Raw genomic sequence first — 21,882 nt, 5'->3', positions numbered from 1 at the left:
CCTTCGCCGGCTAAGCTGACGTATCGAGGGAGGCTGTGATGCACAAGAGATATATTGCGGGCGGTGTCGTGACGGCTGCGGCGGCTGTACTTTACCTCGCGAACGCCTCCTGGCTTGCGTCGCCGCCTGACACCAAACCCCAACTGCTGGCGCATCGCGGCGTCTATCAGCACTACGACCGGGAGGGGCTGAAAAACGACACCTGCACGGCCACGCGCATCTACAAGCCGACCCATGACCTGCTTGAAAACACCGTCCCTTCGATGCAGGCCGCCTTCGACGCCGGCGCCGATGCGGTCGAGATCGACATCCATCCGACAACCGACGGCGACTTTGCCGTCTTTCACGACTGGACCGTCGATTGCCGCACCGACGGCAAGGGCACGACGCGGGAGCTTAGTCTGGCGCAACTGAAGGCGCTCGATATCGGCTACGGCTATACCCATGACGCGGGCAAGACCTTCCCCTTCCGCGGCCGCTTCAAGGGCCAGATGCCTTCCTTTTCGGAAGTCCTGTCGGCCTTTCCAGACAAGGCGTTTCTGATCAACATCAAGAGCAACAGCCCGCGCGAGGCCGAAAAGCTCGACGCCTGGCTGACTGCCCATCCCGAGGCGCGGCCACAGCGCTTGAACGTCTTTGCCGGCGAACTGCCGGGCAACCGACTGGCGCAACTTCGCCCCGAACTAAAGCCTGTCAGCAAGTCGTCGTTAAGATCCTGCGGTTTGCGCTATGTCGCCCTGGGCTGGAGCGGCTACCTGCCCAAGGCCTGCCGCAATACCGTGATCTATGTGCCGCAGAATCTGACCTGGGTGATGTGGGGTTATCCCAACCGGTTGCAGGACCGTTTCGCCAAAGCCGGCAGCTACATCTACCTCGTCGGCGCCATGCAAAACACCAACGGCCTGCCCGGCATCAATACGCCGGAAGACTACGCCAGGGTGCCGAAATCTTGGCGTATGGGTGTCGCCACAGATTCCATTGAGATCATCGGGCCGTTGGCCAAGGGCCGGTAAGAGGAAGCCGCCCACGCTTTGGTTTGACAGGGTCATGGGTTCACGCCAAAGTCAGGGGCGATCCGTCTTGGCCTTACTCTCGCTCCAAGATATACAGTGCAGAGGCACAAGCGGCTAAATTAGTCAGAAGGCAAAAGATCATGTTTTCCGGAACACGCATATCGTACGAAAAAACGTTGCAGATTGCAAAGGTGAACCCGTACCGTAATTATATGAAATCGAGTGCGGGCGTCGCCGCGGGACATGAGCGCGCCTACCATGCGGGCTTTCCTGATATACGCGTCAAGCCCAAATTCAAGTTGCTCAAGTCAGATCGGGTATTCACGATCGGATCCTGCTTCGCACGTAATATTGAAATCTATTTGGCCAAGGCAGGGATGGACTGCATCAGCCTGCGCCACACGTTTCCAGGTCCGTATTACGACTTGGGAGGACAGGATCGCAACGGTGCGCTGAATGCTTTTACGCCCAATTCCATGCTGGATGTTATCCGCCTGGGCGACCGGGACGATCGTGAAACCGCGGGTGTGGTTCAGGTAGGTGACGACGACTATGTCGACATGATGTTGTGGGGGCTGCGCAGCCTTAACGGTGCCGAGTTGGCCTCAGCCCGCGCTACACTTCTGCGTGCCTATGGGGAAGCGTCCCAGGCGGATGTCCATGTTATCACGCTTGGTTTGACAGAGAGCTGGTTCGACACAAAAGATTCGATCTACGTCAATCGCTCGCCGGGCAGTTCAATCAAGACAGCCCGGCGCGGTGAGCGATTCGAGTTCCACAACCTGACGCCGCAGCAAACCTTTGCCAAGGTCGATGAGGTCATTCAGGCACTGCGCGGTTTAGGGAAAAAGCAATCGCGTATTATTGTAACGGTCTCCCCCGTCCCGTTGGCCAGCACCTTTACCGACAGGGATGTGGTTTCTGCCAACGCCTATTCAAAGAGTACGCTGTTGGGCGCGGCTGTCGCCGTGGCCGATAACTATGACTTTGTCGACTACATGCCATCCTATGAACTGGTAACAATGTCGCGTCGTGAAGATGCCTGGGAAGAAGATGGCGCGCACGTAAAATCTGCACTGGTCGGGCGGGTTGTAGATTTTTTCTCGCGAAATTACTTCGAGGACTGAGTTGTCGCACCATGCCGCTTTTTAACGGCGGATTTTTCACACGGCCTTAACCGGATTGACACCCCAATGGTACTGAATCTTGAGTGAAGGCGAGAATAGTCGTCCACAGGTTGATCCGCGTTCCCTCCCGGCACCAACAGATTTGCAATGAAAGCGAAACCTGTCCTGGCCGAACCCACTGTCAAGACAGTGTTCTCGGCCCTGTTCAACGAGAGTGATGAGTTCCTTCAGGCTAATGTCCGCAATTTCGTCGCCTTCACCGACGAAAATTGTATCCTGGTCGTCAACTACCCGACAGACCGGCAACTCCCCCGGAATCGAAGGACTGGGCCGGGCGCGCCTTCATTTTCAATGGCGCCACGCCGCGCCATGTCGTCGGCCATACACTTCTGATCGGCCATCTTGAATCCTTCCAGATTGCCCTGAACGTTATCGGGCAATTCGACTATTTCTGCACCCTGGCGTCCAACAACCTGTTCGTGCGCCGGTATGACGTCCGCGAAGCTGTGAGAAAGCTCGAGGGCGCCATGCCCAACAAACGGACCTATGCCATTCGCGACCTACCGGGCTCATAGTGGTGGCCTAAGGTCAAGAAGAACTCGGCCTTTCTGGACATGGTGGAATCGAAGTTCGGCCTCGATCACATCTCCCTCAACGAGATCGAGGGCTTCTTCGCGGCGCAGGACCAATGGCAACAGGTCTATGATCGTCTCGACGATTTCCGCGCCCTCAGCGACTATTTATCGGACGAGTTTGCCTTCCCATGTGAAGAGATTTTTCCTTCTACCCTGATCAATACACTTGGCAACGGCCGCTATTTCAACATCGTCCATCTATTCTGGGACCGTGACCTCGGCGGCAACAACGGCAAAGCCAGCACCGTGTTCACCCGCTCGCGCCGCCTCGATGGTCGCGTTCAGCGCCAGCAGGTTGGTCTGTTGGGCAATCGATGTAATCATGTCAACCACGGCGGTGATTTCGTCGGCGCTGCGTCCCAGGCGTGTCATCATGACCGAGGTCGCTTCGGCCTCGGCAGAGGCGCGCGCTGACACTTGCGTCGATTCGTGAGTCGATGAGGCAATCTCGTTTGCTGTCTGGGACAGTTCCATCACTGTCGATGCTACCTTCTGGGCGTTGCGCGAGGTTTCAGTTGCGACGGAAGCCACTTTTCCGGCGCTTTCCGACGCTGTGAAAACTGACTGACTCATATGCTCATACCAAGCCTCATAAAGAATGACGCTTGGTATTCGCATTTTTTCAGCTCAAACGCCGCGTGGCTCCTCGCAAAAGCTCGGGCGCGCAGTCGCGCTTGCCAACCCGCGAAGAGTCAAGGTCATCGAGGGTTGGTATCAGCCGACGAGGCCATTGCGGTGGACGAGCGCGCCAGTGCCTCGATCAGGCTCGAAACCTGCAGTTCCAGTTGCCCGGCAAGGGCCTGCAAAGACGTCCGCCGTTCATCGTCCAAAGCCGCCGCCATGCGTGCGGCGTCTTCTTCACGGAGGACCTGCGCCTCGGCTCTATTGCGTAAGCTTTCGTTGTCGCGGTCGGTCGCTCCGGCTTCACTGGCCAGGTTTGCCAACAGACTCAAGCCCAAAACGGCGATGGCGATAACAACCAGGGTCATCAGGAGACTCAGCGGCTTCAACGGGAAAACCGCCAGCACGCCCAGAACCACCAGGCAGGCCGTAACGGCTGCCAATAGGACGCGAAAGCGAGACACTTGAGCGGAGAGACGAACGGGCGATTCCTCTGTTTTGTTTCGGCGACATTCTTCCCCGCCCGGTTAATTTGTCATGAACCGGTCCCCCGCCAGTTTATTTTTCACCAAGCAGGAGAATTTACCCTTCATTAACCAGGCGCCAGCAATAACGTCGTTGTCTTTGCTTTTTTTAAGACACCCACCATCACCAAACTCAAAAGCCCGGGCAGTTGTTCGGGCTTTTTTTTCTTGCCGTTGAACCCGACAGCAAAAAGCATCTTTGTTGTGAAAATCTCGCTTTGAGGCTTGCCATGAGACGCGAACCCTTGCTATAGGGCGCGCCTTGCCAAGGCCTGAGGTCGTTCCCCGATAGCTCAGTTGGTAGAGCAGTCGACTGTTAATCGACTTGTCGCAGGTTCGAGTCCTGCTCGGGGAGCCAGGCCTTTTCGTTACTCGGAAAGGCACACCGATCGAGGCGAAGCATCGTTGCTTTGCATTTCGCGTCGCTACCACCGATTTCAAATTTACCGCTCCAAATACGACACTATGGCTCGCGAATTTGCTTCGGAGGCCTCTATGTCAATTCGTTTCGTGTCCCAACATTTTGCTGCAACGTCCGTCTTCGCGCTGATGGCTGTGGTCGTCATCGCTGTGACCGCCGTCCTGATAATTAACATGCCGGAGCCTTCGATTGCGGCGCCCACGATCGACACCGAGACCATTTATGTCCCGGCGGCGGACGAACCGGCTGTGGTCGACGCCCGCATCGAAGCCAGGCAAGAAGCCTGAACGCTCTAGGATTCGCCGTGGAGGCCGTGTTATAAGACGCAGTGTTCCTTTCAGGTAAATTCCATGTTGCGCTACGACTCGATTGCTGCCACCCCTGCCGCCGATTACCCCTTTCGCAATATCATTGGTTCGGAAATCCTGCCGCCCGACCTGGAAGACGAGATTGCGCGCGACTTCCCCGAAATCAACAAGACCGGCTTCATGCGGCCCGAAGACTTCCCCATGGGCCCTGCGTTCAGAAAACTTCTGGAGGAGGTCCGCAGTGCGGCCTTCGCCAGGGCGATCGGCGAGAAACTGGGAGTCGAACTGGAGGGCAAGCCGTCGTGGGTTACCGTGCGCAAATGGTCGGCGCTGAAAGACGGACGCCCCCATACCGACGGCGCCGACAAGCTGGCCTCGGCTCTGATCTATCTCAACCGTGAAGGCTCCAGTGGCGGCAATCTGCGCTTTCTGGAAGGCCCGGACCAGGACGGCCCGGGCACGGCAGAGGTCAATCCGGGCTACGGCCATTTCATCGCCTTCCCACGCCTCGACAATTCGTGGCACGGCCACACGCCGTTCGAAGGCGAGCGCCGCGTCGTTCAGATTGCCTGGCTGGTGAGTGAAGACGCCGTCGCCCGCAAGGCCAAGCGCCACGGCATCACCGAATTCCTGAAAAAGCTTTTCTCCTCGACCAAACATAAGCAGAACGAGACGATGTAGCGGCGGAGACGACCGTCAAAATACGATGGTCGTCTGCATACCGCCACCCGGTAGCGCCCAATCGATTCGCCAACCAGGCGAGAGCGGTGTAACTCGGTTGCCCGGCTGCGGACGCGATACCGGAATAACGCGCCGCATCGTGGCCTTGCCCGCGGTGATTTCCAGGGCCAGCACAGCCAAGGCGTCACTTGGTACTGGAATCTGTCCCGTGACATGATAGCGGCCGTCGGCCTTGCTTTGCGTCTGGCCGATAATGGTGTTGTCGACCAAGAGTTCAACCGTCGTGCCAGGCGTTACCTGCCCGGTGACAGACAGGCCGCCGCCTCCGTCGTAATCGACAACCCCGACCAACGATTTTTCACCGCTGAGAATGTAACTGGCGCCGCCGGCGCGCAAAATCGCCGCCTTGTCGGGATGGCCCAGCGGTACGAAAAGCTTGCCTTCAGCATGCAGCCAGCGGCCGCGCCGATCTCCAACCAGGGCCTCGCGGGGGGGCAATGGGTCGGCTGCTTCGCTGAATAGCGACCTCGCTGCCGCCGCCACAGGCTGCCCAGGGTCATCCGCCTGCAAATCGTAAAGCCCGCCGTATCGACCGGAGGGCACTGGCGCGCTGAACTGGCCCTTGCCGTTAACAGGGCCACCGATCGTCGAAGTGACGTTCTGGCCAATGGCGTTCTGCCCGGAATAGACGATCTGAATGCGACCCTTCTCGTTCGCCAGGCCTGACACGATGAAACCCGTCGGAACTTCCTCGACTGCGGTAACCTCGGGGGCCCTGGCATAGCCGGCCTGACGCAGAGCTGCGGCGGCGCTGTCCTGCGTCTTGTTCTGCGTCGGCTGGCACGCCGTCAAGCTGACCAGTACAGCGGCGACGACCGGCACACCCAGGGTAACAAATCTTTTCACGTCCTCAACCGTATTCGTTTTCTGTTTTGACAGCCAGAGCTTTAGATATCGCTTGTGCGAAAAAAACAATGCAAGTTACACTGGTTCGCAATGAGGTAGTAACGAAAATGTCTCTGTCTAAGTCCGATATGAAATCTGTCGAGGTCAACTCTTCCGATATTAAATCTGTTTGTGTGTTTTGCGGCTCCTCTTTCGGCAATGACACTGCCTATCGCCAGGCAGCGCTTGACCTGGGTCAGGTTCTGGCCGGCGCGGGGCTGCGTTTAGTCTATGGCGGCGGCGGTGTTGGTCTGATGGGGGAAACGGCCCGCGCCGTCCATGATGCTGGCGGCGAGGTCCTGGGGATCATGCCGCAGTTTCTGCGCTCGCGCGAAATCCTGTATGACGATGTCGAAACCCGCATCGTGACCAACATGCACGAGCGCAAGATGATGATGTTCGAGGAATCGGACGCCTTCATCGTGCTGCCGGGTGGCGTCGGCACGCTGGAAGAAGTCATCGAACTGATGTCGTGGCGGCGTCTGGACCTGCACAAGAAGCCGGTCATTTTCCTTAACGTCAACCGCTTTTGGGACCCGTTCTTTATCCTCATAGAACATACGCTGACGACGCAGTTCACCCCGGCCAATTTCCGCAATACCTATCAAAGCGTCGATACGGTCGAGGACGTCCTGCCTGCCATCTCCGGTATGACCAGGGTCGACGTCGATATCGATACCCGCAAGGTGGTGTAGGTAAGCGCCTTTACAGCGGCCGAACCCAGATATTGCGGAATCGCACGGCATCACCATGGTCCTGCAGCCGTATAGGGGCGCAACCGTGCGATTCGTACGGCGGCTGACCGATCCAGGCGGTCGGCCCCTCGATCTCGAAGCCGTTCTGCACTACCACGCCGTTATGCAGCACGGTTACGCGGGCCTTTTCACTGACCTTGCCGCCAGCGTCAAACCTCGGCGCCTTATAAACGATGTCATAGGTCTGCCAGGTCTCGGGCGGCCTTGAGGCGTTCACCAGCGGCACCGACTGCTTGTAAACCGATCCGGCCTGGCCGTTGACATAGGTTTCGGCCTTGTAAGAGTCGAGGACCTGAACTTCGTAGCGCTCCTGCAGGAAGACGCCGCTGTTATTGCGCGCCTGGCCGGTCGGGGCATTCTCTGCCGGCACTGCCGGAGTCATCCATTCGACATGCAACTGAACATCGCAAAAGCTCTGTCTGGTCCGGATATCACCGGTGCCTTTGGTCGCCTCCACAGCGCCGTCGACCAGCTTCCATTTGGCCGCACCGCCCTTGACCGCCTCCCAGGCCTCCAGGTTGCGGCCATCAAACAGGACGACTGCGTCCGAAGGTACCGGCCCCGACGTGTCAACGGCCCTGGGGACCGGCGCATAGACCTCGGTAGCACGGGACTTGTCGTAATCGCTTTGGGCGCAGGCAGCGGTCGCCGCGGCCCAAAGGGTGAGAATCAGGACCTTTTTCATGGTTGGCACCGTTCGTAGTCGAAGTTGATGGTTTTGATCTTGTCGCCAATTACGCCCTGGATATGGGCGTGAAGGCCGGTAGCCGCCTTACGGTAGACCACCTGCTGCGGGAAGTCATGGGCCAGATTCTCGAAGGTTATTTCTTCGGCGGTCCGAGCCTTGACGGGAAAGCTGGCGCTGTTCTGGCCGGATGGGTCGGCAGTGAAGGTGAGGACGCCATTGGGCGAATCGATCTTCATGAATTCGTAGCTGCGCAAAGTCCCGTCATCGTCGCGGACCGTCCGGCCTACACCCAACAGAGCACCGCCAGACGGCGACAGCCAGGTTTCCTCGACGGTCAGGCCCCTCGCCTTTTGCACCCAGCAGCCAGCTAACCAACCGAGGTCGGTGACGTCACCCGCCTGGACAGCAGACGCCGATGCCGCCATCAAGCCGATGGATATCAGAATTGAGTTTCCAGGGGCCACGATCGCCTCCGCTTTTGCGCAGCGCAATCTCTCATGTCCTGATCGTCGCGGCAAGCCAGTGGCTCAGTCGTCGCGGTGGACTCGCTCGGAACGCTCATGGCGTTCCTGGGCTTCGATCGACAGGGTGGCCGTTGGACGGGCTTCCAGCCGACCGAGGCCGATGGGCTCACCGGTTTCCTCACAATAGCCATAGGAACCGTCATCGATGCGCGAAATCGCTTCGTCGATCTTGGAGATCAGCTTGCGCTGGCGGTCGCGGGTGCGCAGTTCCAGGGCCCTGTCCGATTCGGAAGACGCACGGTCCACCAGGTCCGGGTGATTCTCCGTTTCCTTCTGCATAATATTGACAGTTTCCTTGGCGCCGCGGAGGATCTCGTCCTTCCAGGCGTTCAGCTTGGAGCGGAAATAGGCCAACTGACGGGCGCTCATATAGTCTTCGTCCTCGGAAGGACTGTAACTCGTGACCAATTCCGGCACATTATTTGACGGCATAAGCTTGTCGGACCCCAAAAATCGAACACCAAATCCCTAAAATGCGCTCGCCGCACATTTTGCGAACTACTCAAGCAAGAACAGTACCACCCTTACCGCCGCCTGGATGTGCGCGGCTTATAGTGCCGCCACGAAAGCCTGTGAAGTGAATTTTGTTTTGCTGCGCTGCGAGATTAGTGAAGCTTTTGTGTCCTCTACATCAATTGACGTTTGGCCAACTCGACGCAGGCGCGGGTTTCGATCTCGTTTAGAACGCCCTGGAGACGGTCGTCATCCAGGTCTTCGCGGTGCTGGGCGATCAGGGCTTGCAGCCGCAGCAGGGCCTCGTCATTGAGATCGCCGCACAGGACGCTGACCTTGATGTCGTCGAGCGCATCCAGCATGTCGTGCGAGCGCTTGATCTGGCGGCGGCGACGACCGGTCAGGACATCTTCCTCGCCCTGAAGCGCCAGCAACGCGTCCATACCCATCATGCCGAAAGTTGCGGAAGCCTGGGCCGTAGCCGCTGATTTCGGCGCCTCGCCGGATTTCGACAAGGGAAACTCACCGCCGGCGCGCTTCATGCCGCCTGTCGCTGCAGGCATGTTCATGCCGGTCGCGGAATTTATTCTGAAGCTCATGACGCACCTGTTGAATGGGGCCGTTTATAACATGATCGGCGCGAATTCTGCGTCTGAACCAGACCTACTGCTGGTGATTAGGACATTATTGCCGCGTGAGGGTAAGCGAAGCCTTAACGGCCCGGCAAGATTTTCCCGCTGAGCCATGCCGGAAAAACAAAATGCGACAAGCCTTTGACTACACGACGAAATTTTCCGTGCTCAGGCTGGCATGAAAATAGCAAACACGTGTCACCTTACGTGGTTAACCGGCGAGTGAACGATGCGTTTGAACTTTAAGTGGGCTTTTGCGGCCATCCTGACGGGCCTGACGGCCGTAAGCGGCGCCCAGGCAGCGTCGCGCATCAAGGATGTCGTCGAGGTCGAAGGCGTACGCAGCAACCAGTTGGTGGGCTACGGCATCGTCGTCGGCCTGAATGGTACGGGGGACACGGTTCGCAACTCACCCATGTTGAAACAAAGCATGGAAGCCATGATGGAGCGGATGGGGATCAATGTCCGCGACGCCAATCTGAATACCAAGAATGCCGCCGCGGTCATGGTTACCGCCGAACTTCCGGCCTTCGCCGCGCCCGGTTCCCGGCTCGACGTTACTGTGTCGGCCGCCGGCGACGCCAAGAGCCTGCTGGGCGGCACGCTTCTGGTGACGCCACTGGTCGGTGCCGACGGCGAGGTCTATGCGGTCGCCCAGGGCACGGTCCAGACCGGTTCGGTGTCGGCGGGCGGCGCTTCCGGGTCTTCTGTCACCAAGGGCGTCCCTACCGCAGGTCGCATTTCATCGGGCGGCATTATCGAGCGTCAGACCGCCTTCGACTTCAACAGCCAACCGGTCCTGCGCCTGACACTGCGCAACCCCGACTTCACGACGGCAAACCGTATCGCTGCCGCCATTACGGCGAGTTATCCGGGTACCGCTGTGGCCGAGAACCCGTCTATTGTCCTCATTCGCCCGCCTGCGGGCCAGACGATGATGAACTTCGTCACCCTGATCGAACCCCTTTCCGTTGATATTGATGTCCCCGCCAGGGTGGTGATCGACGAGGTCAACGGCGTGATCGTCATGGGCGAAAATGTCCGCATTTCGCGGGTCGCCATTGCCCAGGGCAATCTCACCATCCGCGTCGACGAACGGCCCGATGTCAGCCAGCCGGCTCCCTTCTCGCAAGGCCAGACGGCGGCCATCCCGGCGACCGACATCAGCATCGAGGAGGAGAAGGGCAAACAACTGTTGACGCTTGGCGGCGGTTCGACCCTGGCCGACCTGATCGCCGGCCTCAATGCCCTCGGGGTCAGTCCGCGCGACATGATTTCCATCCTTCAGGCGGTCAAGGCCTCCGGCGCTCTCCAGGCAGATATACAGGTGATGTGATAATGGACAGTTCAGCCCTCCTTACCCTTCAGTCGGCCCAGAGCGAGGCCAGTGCCGTCGGCCAGACGCGTCTTAGCGCCCTGGCCCGTAGTGCCAAAGGCGACCAGAACGCCAAACTCGGCGCCGACTTCGAAGCCATGTGCCTGTCCGCCCTGCTCAAGCCGATGTTCGAAGGCCTGACGACGGACGGCCCCTTCGGCGGCGGCCAAGGCGAAGCCGCCATGCGGTCATTCCAGATCGACGCGATGGCGCAAGGCATTACCCGCCAAGGCGGCATAGGCATCTCCGACATGATGCAGAAACAACTGTTGAAACTTCAGGAAGGAGGTCTGTAATGGCTCTGTCCGCGCACAATGGCTCCGATCGCGCCCGCCAGCTTCTGGCCCTGACCATCCGCCTGGGCGACCGCCTGGCCCACGAGATAGACGTGTTCGAAGCCCACCGGCCCCAGGATTTGCACGACCGCATCGAGGAAACCCGGCATCTGTCCACCCTCTACCGTCTGGAGACCGCGCGTATCAAGGCCGACCCGTCCCTGTTGGACGGGATGACGCCAACTGACAAGACAGCCTTGCGCGACGCGACGGCCCTCTTCCAGGAACGTCTGCATCGCTACGAACATGTCGTCAACGCTGCCAAGACCGTAACCGAAGGTATAATCGCCGCAGTGGCCGAGGACCTCAACACGATCCGCAATCAAACCACGACCTACGGTGCCCGCGGCCGCACCAGCGACGCCGGCCCTCAGTCGCTGAGCTTCGGCAGGCTGGCCTGACCGCGGAAAACCCAACCGCTTAACGGCATTTTTACGGCGATATCCGATACTCGAAAATAATATACGAGTGTGTGGATGAAGATCAATAACTTCTGGCGCGATACGCGCGGAAACGTCGCTATGGTCTACGGCCTTTCGGCCGTCCTGGTTATTGCTGCCGCCGGTGGAACACTGGACCTTTTCAATGCGTCGAACATGCGTCACGGCATGCAGAATGCACTGGATGCCGCGGTTCTGACCGGTGTGCGGGCGTCAAGTCAGATGGCCGTCCAGGCCAGCAACACCTTCAAGCAGAATGTGCCCGACGAACTGGACGGCGCGTCTCAATCCTACAGCAGCGCGGCTTCCTCATCTTCGGCATCGTCATCTTCGTACCTCACCACGACTCTCACCGGGACGGCCAGCCTGGAGAGTCCGACCTACTTTATGAAACTGATCGGGCTGAACGATCTGAAGGTCAGCGTAAAATCTGTCGCCCAGGGCACGACCACGGTGACACCATCGGGCGCGCCGTGCATCTACGTCCTCGACCCCAGCGGCAACCAGGCCCTCCTGGTCAACAGCGGCGCCAATGTCCAGGCCCCAACCTGCGAAATCCATGTCAAGTCGACCGCCAATCCGGCCGCTATCTTCAATTCCGGCAGCACGCTCAACTTTAAGAAACTGTGTATCCAGGGCGCCAATGTCATCAGGAATTCGGTGACCGTCCCCAACCTGGCAACCAGTTGCGCTGCCTCGGGTGACCCTTATTCCGGCACCTTGCCAACCCCGGCGTCGTCGAACTGCACCTATTCCAACCAGAATTACAGCGCAGCCACCCAGACCTTGCAGCCCGGCGTCTATTGCGGGTGGTTCAACTTCAACAATTCTTCGGCGAACATTACTTTTGCGCCAGGCGTCTACGTCATCAAGAACGGCGGTTGGAACGTCAATGGCGGCACCTGGAAGGGCACGGGCGTCACCTTCTACTACGCCGACACGTCCAAGATACAGTTTAACAGTGGCATCTCCGCCGATCTGAGCGCACCGTCCAGCGGCACCTACAAGGATCTGCTGATGTATGAGGCATCGGGCTTGTCCAAGACCCAGTTTGTCCTCAACGACTCGGTGGCAAACAAGCTTTCGGGACTGATCTGGCTGCCATCGCGGGAACTAACCCTGAATGCCAAGTCCGGTGTCCAGTCAGACGCCCTGACCCTGGTGGTGTGGCGTTTGATCCTGAACAACACGACGTGGAACCTCGGTCCCATGGGCGGTGCAAGCTCCGGAACCGACGGTGCCAAGACCCATGTCCGGCTGGTGAAGTAGCCGACCACACCTTTCACCCAGCCGTCAGTTGCCGTTGATGGGGTCGATATTGGCGCCCTCCATTACCCGCGCGTCCTTGTCGCTGGCATAGGTCCCCTTTTTCGGCAAATTGTCATCACGCCCGCCGCTGCCGGGCGTCGGCGACTTGTTGACCCGCTGCCAGTATTCGGTGCTGCCCGGCGATGTCTTGTAACGCAGGTTAGCGTCTCGCTTGCTGGCGGCAGTCTGGAAATCACGGTCAGGCTTAGGCCCCATCTTTCCCATGGACGCCATGTCTTTCATATTACAGTTTTCGGGTATGGGCTTGCCGCTGCGCTGAATTTCGACGCAGCTGTTATGGTTCAGTATGGCCTGACTGACACCCGATCGCCCGCCGCTTAACCCCTGCAGCGTACCCGGTGGCAAGCCGGCATTGTTCGATCCGCCCCCGCCCCCGCCGGCCGGTTTGCGGGCGGCCGGCGCAAGCCCCGAGGCCGGCGCATTGGCCATAACCTTGTCCGGCACATGCAGGTTCAGGTTCGCGACATTGTGCGTCGACGAGTCAGTCTTCGCCGTCTCCTCGGTGCGGGCGGACACTTGGTCGTCCTGATTTCGCTTCTTGACCCCCAGGTTCGGCGCCGGCACAGCCGAAATCTTCGGCGCGGCGCTGGTAACCAACTGAACGTCACGCTGGGTCTCGGTGCGCGCTGTCGGAGACTGTTTTTGCGTCAGGTCAGAAATATCGACCGGCTTAACGGTCAAACTTTTCCGTGGCGCCTCAACGACATTGGGCTGGGGTTGCGGCACAGGCTGCGTCTGCGGCTGCGGCTGCGGCACGGTTTCGACCTCGGGTTCAATTTCCGGCGGGGTAACCTGTTCGACCACCTCTGGCACGGGCTCGACAGGCTCGACTTCGGGAATGGGCTCTGGCAAGGGCGGCGGGATATCAAACAGCTCGACGGGATAGATCTCCTCCTGGAAGGGCGGCAGCTGCATGGTCTGGGTATTACTGGCCATCAGCACCCAGAAAAAAAGCAGGTGGACGCCGAAAACAATGACCGTGGAACCGATCCAGCGTGACCGCCGGTCCGTACGTGATGTGATCCAGACGCTGACAACCTCCAGCCGGTCGCTGATCTCATCCCTGATCTGCTCTATGGTGACGCGCATATATGGCCTGGCCCTCGTATGGCGACCGTGACCACGAATATTGGCCTTACTTTGTCCGATTTGTCACGTGCGGAGTTTTTGTACCCTGCTGACAAATCCTGTCATCGCGCGATAGGCAGGAGTGTAGCGCAGCGATCAATCGGTAATGTTGCCACAATGTTCTTGCTTTCAACTGGCAAATCGCCCTTAGCATCCTATATACAGGGCTTTGTAAAATTTTCGGGACGGGACGCGTATGGCGAAGCACTTCGATCAGGACTTCATCAAGGTCCGCGGGGCACGGGAGCACAATCTTAAGGGCGTCGATATCGACATCCCGCGCGGCCAGTTGGTCGTCCTGACCGGCCTGTCGGGCTCCGGAAAGTCGTCGCTCGCTTTCGATACCATCTATGCCGAGGGTCAGCGACGCTACGTCGAGTCCCTGTCGGCCTACGCACGTCAGTTTCTGGAACTCATGTCCAAGCCCGATGTCGACCTGATCGAAGGCCTGTCGCCGGCCATCTCCATCGAACAGAAGACAACGTCCAAGAACCCGCGCTCGACGGTCGGGACAGTGACGGAGATCCACGACTACATGCGGCTGCTGTGGGCGCGCGTCGGCATCCCCTATTCGCCGGCCACCGGCTTGCCGATCGAAAGCCAGACCATCTCGCAAATGGTCGACAAGATCGTCGCCCTTCCCGAAGGCACCCGCCTGCTGCTGCTGGCCCCCTATGTCCGCGGCCGTAAGGGCGAATACAAAAAAGAGATCGCCGAGCTCCAGAAACAAGGCTTCCAGCGGCTGAAGGTCGACGGTCAGTATTACGCCATTGAGGACGCACCCAAGCTCGAAAAAACCTTCAAGCATGACATTGACGTTGTGGTCGACCGTGTTGTTGTTAAGGGCGGATTGATGGCGCGTCTCGCCGACTCGCTTGAGACGGCGCTGCGTCTGGCAGACGGCCTGGCGGTCGCGGAATTTGCCGATGTCGTCGAAGGCGATACCGAACCAAAGCGCATCATCTTTTCCGAGAAGTTCGCCTGCCCCGTCTCCGGCTTCACGATCGAGGAAATTGAACCTCGGCTTTTTTCATTCAACAATCCGTTCGGCGCCTGCCCGGCCTGCGACGGACTCGGGGTGAAGCTGAAATTTGACCGTGACCTGATCGTCGCCGACCCGAAGGCGACCTTGAAGGACGGCGCCATAGCTCCCTGGTCGAAAGGCCCCTCGCCGCTTTACGCCCAAACTCTGGAAAGCCTTGGAATCCACTATGGATTCTCAGTCGACAAGAGGTGGCAGGACCTGCCGGAAAAGGTTCGGGAGGTCATCCTTCAGGGTTCGGGTACCGAAAAAATCAAGTTCACCTATCAGGATGGCACGCGCCGCTATGATGTCACCAAGCCGTTCGAAGGCGTCATCCCGAACATGGACCGGCGCTGGCGCGAGACCGACAGCTCGTGGGTGCGCGAAGACCTGGCGCGCTATCAGTCAGAAACGCCGTGCGACGCTTGCAAGGGCGCGCGCCTGAAGCCCGAAGCCCTGGCCGTGAAGATTGACGCCAAAAACATCTCGCAGATTTCCGGCCTGTCGATCAAACACGCCCACGAATGGTTCAGCGAGGTCGAGACCAAACTGAGCGACAAGCAGATGGATATCGCACGGCGTATCCTCAAGGAAATCAAGGATCGGCTGCGCTTTCTTAATGATGTGGGTCTGGATTATCTCAACATGTCGCGCAACTCCGGCACCCTGTCCGGCGGCGAGTCCCAGCGGATCCGTTTGGCATCCCAGATCGGCTCCGGGTTGACCGGTGTGCTTTATGTCCTGGATGAGCCGTCGATCGGCCTGCACCAGCGCGACAACGATCGCCTGCTGGTCAGCCTGCGGGGCCTGCGCGACCTGGGCAACAGCGTGCTGGTCGTTGAGCACGACGAGGACGCCATCCTGCAGGCCGACTTCGTTATCGACATGGGGCCAGCTGCCGGCATCCATGGCGGCGAGATCATCGCTCAGGGGCCGCCTGAGGCGATCAAGGCCTGCGCCAAATCGCTGACGGGTCAATACTTGACGGGCAAGCGCGAGATCCCGCTCTTCTATTCCAAGGACACTGACCAGGAACGCCGGCCGATCAACAAGAAGAAGATGCTGAAGGTGATTGGCGCCCGTGGCAACAACCTCAAAAACGTCACGGGTGAGATCCCGGTCGGCGTCATGACCTGCATCACCGGCGTGTCGGGCGGGGGCAAATCAACATTTACGCTCGAGACCCTGTACAAGGCGGCGGCGCGGCGGCTGAACAATGCCTCGGCCCACCCGGCGGCCCATGACAAGATCGAGGGCCTGGAGCATTTCGACAAGATCGTCGAGATCGACCAGTCTCCGATCGGCCGCACACCGCGCTCCAACCCGGCCACCTATACCGGCGCCTTCGGACCTATTCGCGACTGGTACGCCGGCCTGCCCGAATCCAAGGCGCGGGGCTACGGCCCGGGCCGCTTCAGCTTCAACGTCAAGGGCGGCCGCTGCGAAGCCTGCCAGGGCGACGGGCTGATCAAGATCGAGATGCACTTCCTGCCGGATGTCTACGTCACCTGCGACGTCTGCAAGGGCAAGCGCTATAATCGTGAGACGCTCGATATCGTGTTCCGGGGCTATTCGATCGCCGATGTCCTGGACATAACGGTCGAAGAAGGCGCCGACATCTTCAAGGCCGTGCCGACGATCCGCGACAAGCTGGAAACCCTGAAACGCGTCGGCCTGGGCTATATCAAGATCGGGCAGCAGGCGACGACCCTGTCCGGCGGCGAGGCTCAGCGGGTCAAGCTGTCGAAGGAGCTCTCCAAGCGCGCCACGGGAAAGACGCTGTATATCCTGGATGAGCCAACGACCGGTCTGCACTTCGAAGATACACGCAAGCTGCTGGAAGTGCTGCACGAACTGACCGATCACGGCAATACAACCGTCGTCATCGAGCATAATCTCGACGTCATCAAGACGGCGGATTGGCTGCTGGATTTCGGACCAGAAGGCGGCGATGGCGGCGGCGAGATCGTGGCGATCGGAACCCCCGAGCAAGTGGCCGAAAACCCGAGATCGTGGACCGGCAAATACCTCAAGGGCATGCTGGCGAAACACAAAAAGCGTCATCTTGAGCCGGCGCAGTAAGGGCCTGAACCACGGATAAACACGGATAAACACGGATAGATCGCGCGCTCCGCACTCATGGAATTTCTGGTGCCGACATCATCATTTTCGGACGGCCTGGAAATCCGTGTTCTTCCGTGTACAGCCGTGGTTCCATGACCCGTCTGGCCGCAGCACGGCGGCTTGCGATCAACCCGAAAAACCGTAAATTCTGATACGGCTGCGCCGGCGCTCAATATCTGTTAACCATCCTTTGGCAGGGTAGCGCCATGAGACTCACCGCCCTCGCCTGCTCCGCCCTTGTCCTGCTGTCGGCCTGCGCCAAGAAAGAGGCGCACGGCGATGTTGCCTCCCACGACTCACACGGTGATCCGAACGGTGCCAAGCCGGGGCACGAAGCCGTCGCCCACTGGACCTACGAAGGTAAGGGAGGGCCGGAGCATTGGGGCGCCATGGGCGGCGACAATACCGTGTGCAGCGCTGGCAAGCGCCAGTCACCGATCGACATCGCCGGCAAGACACCGCAAAAGGCGGCGAAAATTCAGTTCGCCTACCGATCTTCGACCGCGACCATCCAAAACAACGGTCACACCGTGGTCGTTGCGCCTTCAGACAGCGGCGGCGTCATTATCGACGGGACGGTCTATACATTGAAGCAGTTCCACTTCCATTCGCCCAGCGAGCATGCCATCAACGGCCAGCGCACCGCCCTCGAAACCCACTTTGTGCACCAGAACGAACGTGGCGAACTGCTGGTCATAGGCGTCATGTCGGATATCGGAACGGCCGATCCGATGCTGGCCTCGTTGTGGACCTACCTGCCGACCGATCCCGGTCAGGCCCTGCCTCTGAACGACATACTGATCAACGCGCAGGATCTGATGCCTGGCACCGAAGACTTCTACGTCTATGCCGGTTCGCTAACGACGCCGCCGTGTTCGGAAGGTGTGACCTGGATGGTGTTTTCTTCGCCGCTGAGCGTCAGCGCCGAACAGGCCGATGCCTTCAGCCGCCTGGTCGGGCCCAATTCACGGCCCTTGCAGGCGCGCCACGACCGCGACTACCTGCACGTCTCAGGCGGGGCCTGACGGTTTCAAAGCGCGATAGGCCGCTGCCGGCGCACCGTAGACGATCGCGGCGATCAAGGGCGAGATGACGGCACCGCCGAACACGACGATTACCGCATTGGTCGGTGTCAGATAGGCCCGCAAACTGGTGATATCCGGCGCGGCGATCTCACCGAAGGCCAGCGTCACGGTTGTTTCAATGACTTGCCGGCACAGGAACCAGACAGCAGCAGCCAGCAGCAGAGCCATGACGTACCCCAAGGCCAGGCGCCAGACCTCCTGCCGCGTCAGTGCAAAGCTCCCGAAGACATCTATGACCTGGCGATGGAAACTCTGTGGCCCATTGAGCGACAGTCGCAGCCGCAGCGAAACGATCACGCCGGCAGCCGCGACCATGCCGGTCACGGCACCCGCCTGGCCGCCGATACTGCCGACAACGCTTCCGATCATAAGCAGCACCAAGGTCATTACGCCCATGAAACCATGAATAACCACCATGCGCGCTTCGGCCCAGCCCAAACCCAGAAAACCGAAACGGTCATCCGTCTCAGTCAGTGCGCTTCGTGCCGCTGCGGTCGCCAGGATGGCGTTCGTGACCATGTTGACCGCTGCGAACAGCGCCATTCCAGGCAAGGCCCCTTCGAGCGGCCCCACCATGGCCTGGGGGTCGGGCGTTGTACCGGAAGCTGCCGCCAGCGCCATCATCTGGGCCAACGACGGGCCGGACACACCAATCAGCAGGCTCAGGGCAAGGAGACTGCCCGCCAGGGACACAGCTCCCCAGAAAAGGATGAGCTTTGGTCGTTCACGAATACTGCGGAAGCCTTCAAAGGCAAAGTCGAGCGATAGGGCCATGCGACAAGGCATAGACGCACCAGCAGTCCGGCGCAAGGCCAGGCAAGATCAGAAGACTTTTTCGACCGCCCCCGCGCGCGCGCCGTTCAAGGTCCGATAGGCCGCCGCCGGCGCACCCACCATGATCGCCGTCATCACCGGCCAGGCAACCAGGCTGAAAACAGCAACATAGCCCGCGATCATCGGCCCTACCATCCAAGCGATAGCGGCAAGATCCGGTGTCCCTGGCGCGCTGCCCAGAGTCTGCAGAGCGCCCATATTGGCAACCATGAAGATCGCCAGGAAGAACCACACCACGGTCATAACGACGGTCTCAACAACGACCGCCAGCAGTCCGGCCAGAAGGTAACCGCCCAGAAGCATCCAGACATTGCCCTTGGTCAGTTTCCACGATCCGAACAGATTGATCCGCTTCTCAGCAAAGCTTTGCGCCGAAAAGAGCGACAGACGGATCATCAGCCAGACCGTGACGCCGAAGCCCAGAACCACAGCCAAAAATATACCCAGGCCGAACAGGTTTTCGTCGATGAGGCGGAAGACAAAACCCAGGGCGACACCGACGACGGCAAAGGCGGCGTAGACGGCGAAAAACAGAAGGGCGTGGACAATGTGGCTGAGTATCCAGCGGATTTCGTCGCCTCCGAGGCGCAAATAGCCGAAACCGGGTTTGTCGTCGCTCAGGGTGGTACGGAAGATAGCACAGGACACCATGGCGCCGGCGAGGATCATGACGATAAAGAGAATGAAATACGGCAGGATCAGACTGCCGAAAAGCCCGGCGAGAACAGCCGGATCCGGCGTTCCCGACAGGTTTGACATCTGTATAAAGGCCGGAATGGCCAAAGCCGCGAAGCTGCCGAACCCAATCAGGTTAGCGACAAGAAAAACAAGCCCCCATTCGGCAACGGCCCAGGGCCGCTTGCGCATGATGCGAAACCCTTCGAATACGAATTCAATATCGAGTCTCATAGTCTGCCCCTGCTCATGACCGTGCTGTCAGAAAAAATTTCGACCTGCTTCACGCGGCGACCGCTGCTGGTGATAGTGCCTCGGCCTGCGAATTTTCGGCGATAACGAACGCCAACATCCCCCTGCCTCTTCAAGCGCGGTTGACATCGAGCTTTAGATGTCGCGTGTCAAAAAACGTTCTCGACCTTGGCCTTTGTCGAGCCGATCAACTGCTTGTAGGCTGCTGCTGGCGCGCCCAGGGACAATGCCATCATCAGCGGCATGACCAACAGATTCAGCACCAGCATGTAGGCAATGTAGAGCGGCTGCAAAAACATGTCGACGTTAAGATTTCCGCTGAAAATCGGCTGCATCGCAGCGAAATTGCCACCTGACATCACGATAGCCACAACAGTGAAGATCACCATGCACAGCAGGTAGACCAAAAGGATCATGATGGCCATGATCACGTAGCCCCAGAAAAGGGCCCAACCGTTTCCGGCCGTCAACTTCCATGATCCGAACAGGTTGATTTTCTTCTGGTCAAAGCTTTGAACGCCAAACAGCGACAGCCGAGTCATGATCAGAAAGATTGCGCCTATTGCTACGAGAACCCCGACGACAATGCCGACAAAAGCCAGATTTTGGGACACAAGGCCAAGAGCAAAAGCCACCAGGCCGCCAACGATCGTAGCCGCCAGAACGACGCCGATATAGAGAGCAATGAACAGAAAGAAGAAGATGATCATCAGCAGAATCTGACGCAACTCCGCGCCACCGAACCGCAGCCAGCCAAAGCTGCTGTTGGTTTCGCCGAGGACACCACGATAGACGGCGCAGGATAAAATTGCATGTTGCAGAATGGCCAGTGGCATTATGATCGCGTAGGCCGGTGCCATCTTGGCGTACAGGGAAAGAATAGCCTGCGGATCACTGCTCTGGGGGTCGAAACCTGTAAGCGCGTCTCCGGCAAGAGCCGCCAGTGCGTACATGCTGCCCCCATTGAAGATAAGCAGAATGATGCCCCAGAACAAGATAGCGCTGGGTTTTTGGCGAATGATGCGGAAGCCTTCAAACGCAAAATCAATATTGAGCTTGTTCACAGTTGTCCCCCGGGGTTTTGGCAATTTCGCCGCTATTGTGCCCGTATGTTCTCGATTTGCCTATAGGCTGAGGCAAAAAAACCAGTCAGCAGCGGCAGAAGCAGTCCGATATTCAAGAACAGCAGGCCGCCTTGCAGCAGCAGGGTCATGCGCTGGTTCATCCAAGGATAGGGCAAGGCGTGGGCCAGCCGGATCTCAGGAGCGAAGTGGTGGGCCAGGCCGGCGCAGATCAAAGCGAACGGCAGGACCAGGATCACAATGCCCGCGAAGAGCTTGCCAACCTGGCCCGAACTCAGTCCCAGCGCATTCAAAACGACCAGTTTGCTTTGGGCAATATTGGCGGCGTGCAAAAGTGTGAACTTCAGCACAACGAAAAGCAGGATTGCGCTGGCGACAATGGCTCCGGCCACGGTCCAGGCGCCACCATGATAAAGGTCGACCTCGTTCATCCTGAGCATCACGGTGAAGACGATGCCAATGGCGCCCGCGATCAGAGCGAAAAACACCCCGGCCAGCAGGCTGGCGACGACCAGGCGCAGTTCCGGGGCGCCGATCTGCAGGCCACCAATGCCCAGCCCTGCCTTGCGGGCATCCTTGCCGAAAAGGGCCGTCCGATAAAGTGCGCCGACGCTCATCAGCTTTGCGAGGCAGAGGGCAAAAATCCACGCCACGCACACCCAGAACGTATGAAAATACGTTGCCACCAGCGGCCCGCCGGTCATCAGAGCCCACAGTAGCAACAGGGCGAGACCTGCGCCGGCCCACGCCGCCGGCAGACCCGAAAAGGCCGCCGCTAACGCCTTCGTCACTGAAAATGACGCGCTTCTACGCATATAAATTCACCCAACCTGAATGCAGCTGTCACGCCTATCAGCCCTACAGCGATCTGA

Annotated in this window: 24 protein-coding genes and 1 tRNA gene; 13 read left to right on the top strand and 12 right to left on the bottom strand. The window is 59.1% G+C overall.

What is annotated here, in order from left to right:
- The first annotated feature begins 38 nt into the window (after positions 1 to 38).
- The 3 genes from ABAC402_RS25480 to ABAC402_RS25470 all read left to right on the top strand — a co-directional run bounded on the left by ABAC402_RS25480 (position 39) and on the right by ABAC402_RS25470 (position 2,715).
- Positions 39 to 1,013: a glycerophosphodiester phosphodiesterase family protein gene (locus tag ABAC402_RS25480; RefSeq protein ID WP_023448512.1), complete on the top strand. Its 975-nt coding sequence runs from the start codon at positions 39 to 41 to the stop codon at positions 1,011 to 1,013.
- 140 nt (positions 1,014 to 1,153) lie between these two features.
- On the top strand, positions 1,154 to 2,140 hold the full coding sequence (locus ABAC402_RS25475; RefSeq protein ID WP_031235248.1) for a GSCFA domain-containing protein: 987 nt from the start codon (positions 1,154 to 1,156) through the stop codon (positions 2,138 to 2,140).
- Positions 2,141 to 2,409: 269 nt separating this feature from the next.
- Complete coding sequence (locus ABAC402_RS25470) at positions 2,410 to 2,715, top strand: hypothetical protein (protein ID WP_023448510.1); 306 nt, start codon at positions 2,410 to 2,412, stop codon at positions 2,713 to 2,715.
- A gap of 258 nt (positions 2,716 to 2,973) precedes the next feature.
- Here the strand turns inward: ABAC402_RS25470 and ABAC402_RS40820 are convergent, their stop codons facing one another.
- Positions 2,974 to 3,147: a methyl-accepting chemotaxis protein gene (locus ABAC402_RS40820; protein ID WP_304412590.1), complete on the bottom strand. Its 174-nt coding sequence runs from the start codon at positions 3,145 to 3,147 to the stop codon at positions 2,974 to 2,976.
- A 326-nt stretch (positions 3,148 to 3,473) separates the two neighbouring features.
- Positions 3,474 to 3,839: a hypothetical protein gene (locus ABAC402_RS25460; protein ID WP_023448508.1), complete on the bottom strand. Its 366-nt coding sequence runs from the start codon at positions 3,837 to 3,839 to the stop codon at positions 3,474 to 3,476.
- Between the two features lie 363 nt (positions 3,840 to 4,202).
- Here ABAC402_RS25460 and ABAC402_RS25455 point away from each other — a divergent pair.
- The 3 genes from ABAC402_RS25455 (at position 4,203) to ABAC402_RS25445 (ending at position 5,330) form a co-directional block, all read left to right on the top strand.
- Positions 4,203 to 4,278 (top strand) — tRNA-Asn (locus ABAC402_RS25455).
- 137 nt (positions 4,279 to 4,415) lie between these two features.
- The gene (locus tag ABAC402_RS25450) at positions 4,416 to 4,628 is read left to right on the top strand and encodes a hypothetical protein (RefSeq protein WP_155847319.1); all 213 of its coding nucleotides are present in this window, start codon (positions 4,416 to 4,418) and stop codon (positions 4,626 to 4,628) included.
- Positions 4,629 to 4,691: 63 nt separating this feature from the next.
- Positions 4,692 to 5,330 (top strand): 2OG-Fe(II) oxygenase, encoded by a 639-nt coding sequence (locus ABAC402_RS25445; protein WP_023448505.1) that lies wholly within the window; start codon positions 4,692 to 4,694, stop codon positions 5,328 to 5,330.
- Between the two features lie 15 nt (positions 5,331 to 5,345).
- On the opposite strand, the gene ABAC402_RS25440 is transcribed toward ABAC402_RS25445, so the two are convergent.
- Positions 5,346 to 6,236 (bottom strand): hypothetical protein, encoded by an 891-nt coding sequence (locus ABAC402_RS25440; protein WP_031235246.1) that lies wholly within the window; start codon positions 6,234 to 6,236, stop codon positions 5,346 to 5,348.
- A 107-nt stretch (positions 6,237 to 6,343) separates the two neighbouring features.
- Here ABAC402_RS25440 and ABAC402_RS25435 point away from each other — a divergent pair, with 107 nt between their 5' ends.
- Complete coding sequence (locus tag ABAC402_RS25435; protein WP_235079913.1) at positions 6,344 to 6,970, top strand: TIGR00730 family Rossman fold protein; 627 nt, start codon at positions 6,344 to 6,346, stop codon at positions 6,968 to 6,970.
- 10 nt (positions 6,971 to 6,980) lie between these two features.
- Here ABAC402_RS25435 and ABAC402_RS25430 read toward each other — a convergent pair whose 3' ends face one another.
- The 4 genes from ABAC402_RS25430 to ABAC402_RS25415 form a co-directional block, all read right to left on the bottom strand.
- Positions 6,981 to 7,715: a DUF1080 domain-containing protein gene (locus ABAC402_RS25430; RefSeq protein WP_023448502.1), complete on the bottom strand. Its 735-nt coding sequence runs from the start codon at positions 7,713 to 7,715 to the stop codon at positions 6,981 to 6,983.
- Complete coding sequence (locus tag ABAC402_RS25425) at positions 7,712 to 8,182, bottom strand: DUF6265 family protein (protein ID WP_155847318.1); 471 nt, start codon at positions 8,180 to 8,182, stop codon at positions 7,712 to 7,714. The genes ABAC402_RS25430 and ABAC402_RS25425 overlap by 4 nt, the downstream gene beginning before the upstream one ends.
- A gap of 63 nt (positions 8,183 to 8,245) precedes the next feature.
- Positions 8,246 to 8,674, bottom strand: coding sequence for an RNA polymerase-binding protein DksA (gene dksA, locus ABAC402_RS25420; RefSeq protein WP_023448500.1), 429 nt, complete (start codon positions 8,672 to 8,674; stop codon positions 8,246 to 8,248).
- A gap of 194 nt (positions 8,675 to 8,868) precedes the next feature.
- Entirely contained in the window at positions 8,869 to 9,294 is a 426-nt protein-coding gene (locus ABAC402_RS25415; RefSeq protein ID WP_031235245.1) for a flagellar assembly protein FliX, read from the bottom strand.
- Positions 9,295 to 9,556: 262 nt separating this feature from the next.
- On the opposite strand from ABAC402_RS25415, the gene ABAC402_RS25410 reads away from it, so the two are divergent.
- The 4 genes from ABAC402_RS25410 to ABAC402_RS25395 all read left to right on the top strand — a co-directional run bounded on the left by ABAC402_RS25410 (position 9,557) and on the right by ABAC402_RS25395 (position 12,746).
- Positions 9,557 to 10,663, top strand: coding sequence for a flagellar basal body P-ring protein FlgI (locus ABAC402_RS25410; RefSeq protein ID WP_023448497.1), 1,107 nt, complete (start codon positions 9,557 to 9,559; stop codon positions 10,661 to 10,663).
- A gap of 2 nt (positions 10,664 to 10,665) precedes the next feature.
- Positions 10,666 to 10,998: a rod-binding protein gene (locus tag ABAC402_RS25405; protein WP_023448496.1), complete on the top strand. Its 333-nt coding sequence runs from the start codon at positions 10,666 to 10,668 to the stop codon at positions 10,996 to 10,998.
- Positions 10,998 to 11,438 carry a hypothetical protein gene (locus ABAC402_RS25400; protein ID WP_023448495.1) on the top strand — a complete coding sequence of 147 codons (441 nt, stop codon included), beginning with the start codon at positions 10,998 to 11,000 and terminating at the stop codon, positions 11,436 to 11,438. Before ABAC402_RS25405 ends, ABAC402_RS25400 begins: the two co-directional genes overlap by 1 nt.
- A gap of 75 nt (positions 11,439 to 11,513) precedes the next feature.
- The gene (locus ABAC402_RS25395) at positions 11,514 to 12,746 is read left to right on the top strand and encodes a TadE/TadG family type IV pilus assembly protein (protein ID WP_023448494.1); all 1,233 of its coding nucleotides are present in this window, start codon (positions 11,514 to 11,516) and stop codon (positions 12,744 to 12,746) included.
- Positions 12,747 to 12,770: 24 nt separating this feature from the next.
- Here ABAC402_RS25395 and ABAC402_RS39140 read toward each other — a convergent pair whose 3' ends face one another.
- Complete coding sequence (locus tag ABAC402_RS39140) at positions 12,771 to 13,895, bottom strand: hypothetical protein (protein ID WP_023448493.1); 1,125 nt, start codon at positions 13,893 to 13,895, stop codon at positions 12,771 to 12,773.
- Positions 13,896 to 14,130: 235 nt separating this feature from the next.
- On the opposite strand from ABAC402_RS39140, the gene uvrA reads away from it, so the two are divergent.
- Both uvrA and ABAC402_RS25380 read left to right on the top strand, forming a co-directional pair.
- Complete coding sequence (gene uvrA / locus ABAC402_RS25385) at positions 14,131 to 17,040, top strand: excinuclease ABC subunit UvrA (protein ID WP_023448492.1); 2,910 nt, start codon at positions 14,131 to 14,133, stop codon at positions 17,038 to 17,040.
- 248 nt (positions 17,041 to 17,288) lie between these two features.
- Positions 17,289 to 18,107: a carbonic anhydrase gene (locus tag ABAC402_RS25380; protein WP_023448491.1), complete on the top strand. Its 819-nt coding sequence runs from the start codon at positions 17,289 to 17,291 to the stop codon at positions 18,105 to 18,107.
- On the opposite strand, the gene ABAC402_RS25375 is transcribed toward ABAC402_RS25380, so the two are convergent.
- The 4 genes from ABAC402_RS25375 to ABAC402_RS25360 form a co-directional block, all read right to left on the bottom strand.
- On the bottom strand, positions 18,093 to 18,941 hold the full coding sequence (locus ABAC402_RS25375) for a hypothetical protein (protein WP_023448490.1): 849 nt from the start codon (positions 18,939 to 18,941) through the stop codon (positions 18,093 to 18,095). The two genes, ABAC402_RS25380 and ABAC402_RS25375, sit on opposite strands and share 15 nt — an antisense overlap.
- Positions 18,942 to 18,989: 48 nt before the next feature.
- On the bottom strand, positions 18,990 to 19,910 hold the full coding sequence (locus ABAC402_RS25370; RefSeq protein ID WP_023448489.1) for a hypothetical protein: 921 nt from the start codon (positions 19,908 to 19,910) through the stop codon (positions 18,990 to 18,992).
- Between the two features lie 167 nt (positions 19,911 to 20,077).
- On the bottom strand, positions 20,078 to 20,992 hold the full coding sequence (locus ABAC402_RS25365) for a hypothetical protein (protein ID WP_023448488.1): 915 nt from the start codon (positions 20,990 to 20,992) through the stop codon (positions 20,078 to 20,080).
- Between the two features lie 32 nt (positions 20,993 to 21,024).
- The gene (locus tag ABAC402_RS25360) at positions 21,025 to 21,825 is read right to left on the bottom strand and encodes a hypothetical protein (RefSeq protein ID WP_155847317.1); all 801 of its coding nucleotides are present in this window, start codon (positions 21,823 to 21,825) and stop codon (positions 21,025 to 21,027) included.
- Between the last annotated feature and the right edge of the window lie 57 nt (positions 21,826 to 21,882).

This window comes from Asticcacaulis sp. AC402 (assembly GCF_000495835.1).
Classification (GTDB): Bacteria; Pseudomonadota; Alphaproteobacteria; order Caulobacterales; family Caulobacteraceae; genus Asticcacaulis.
Note: the sequence above shows the minus strand (reverse complement) of the source record. Positions and strands in the feature narration are given on the sequence as shown.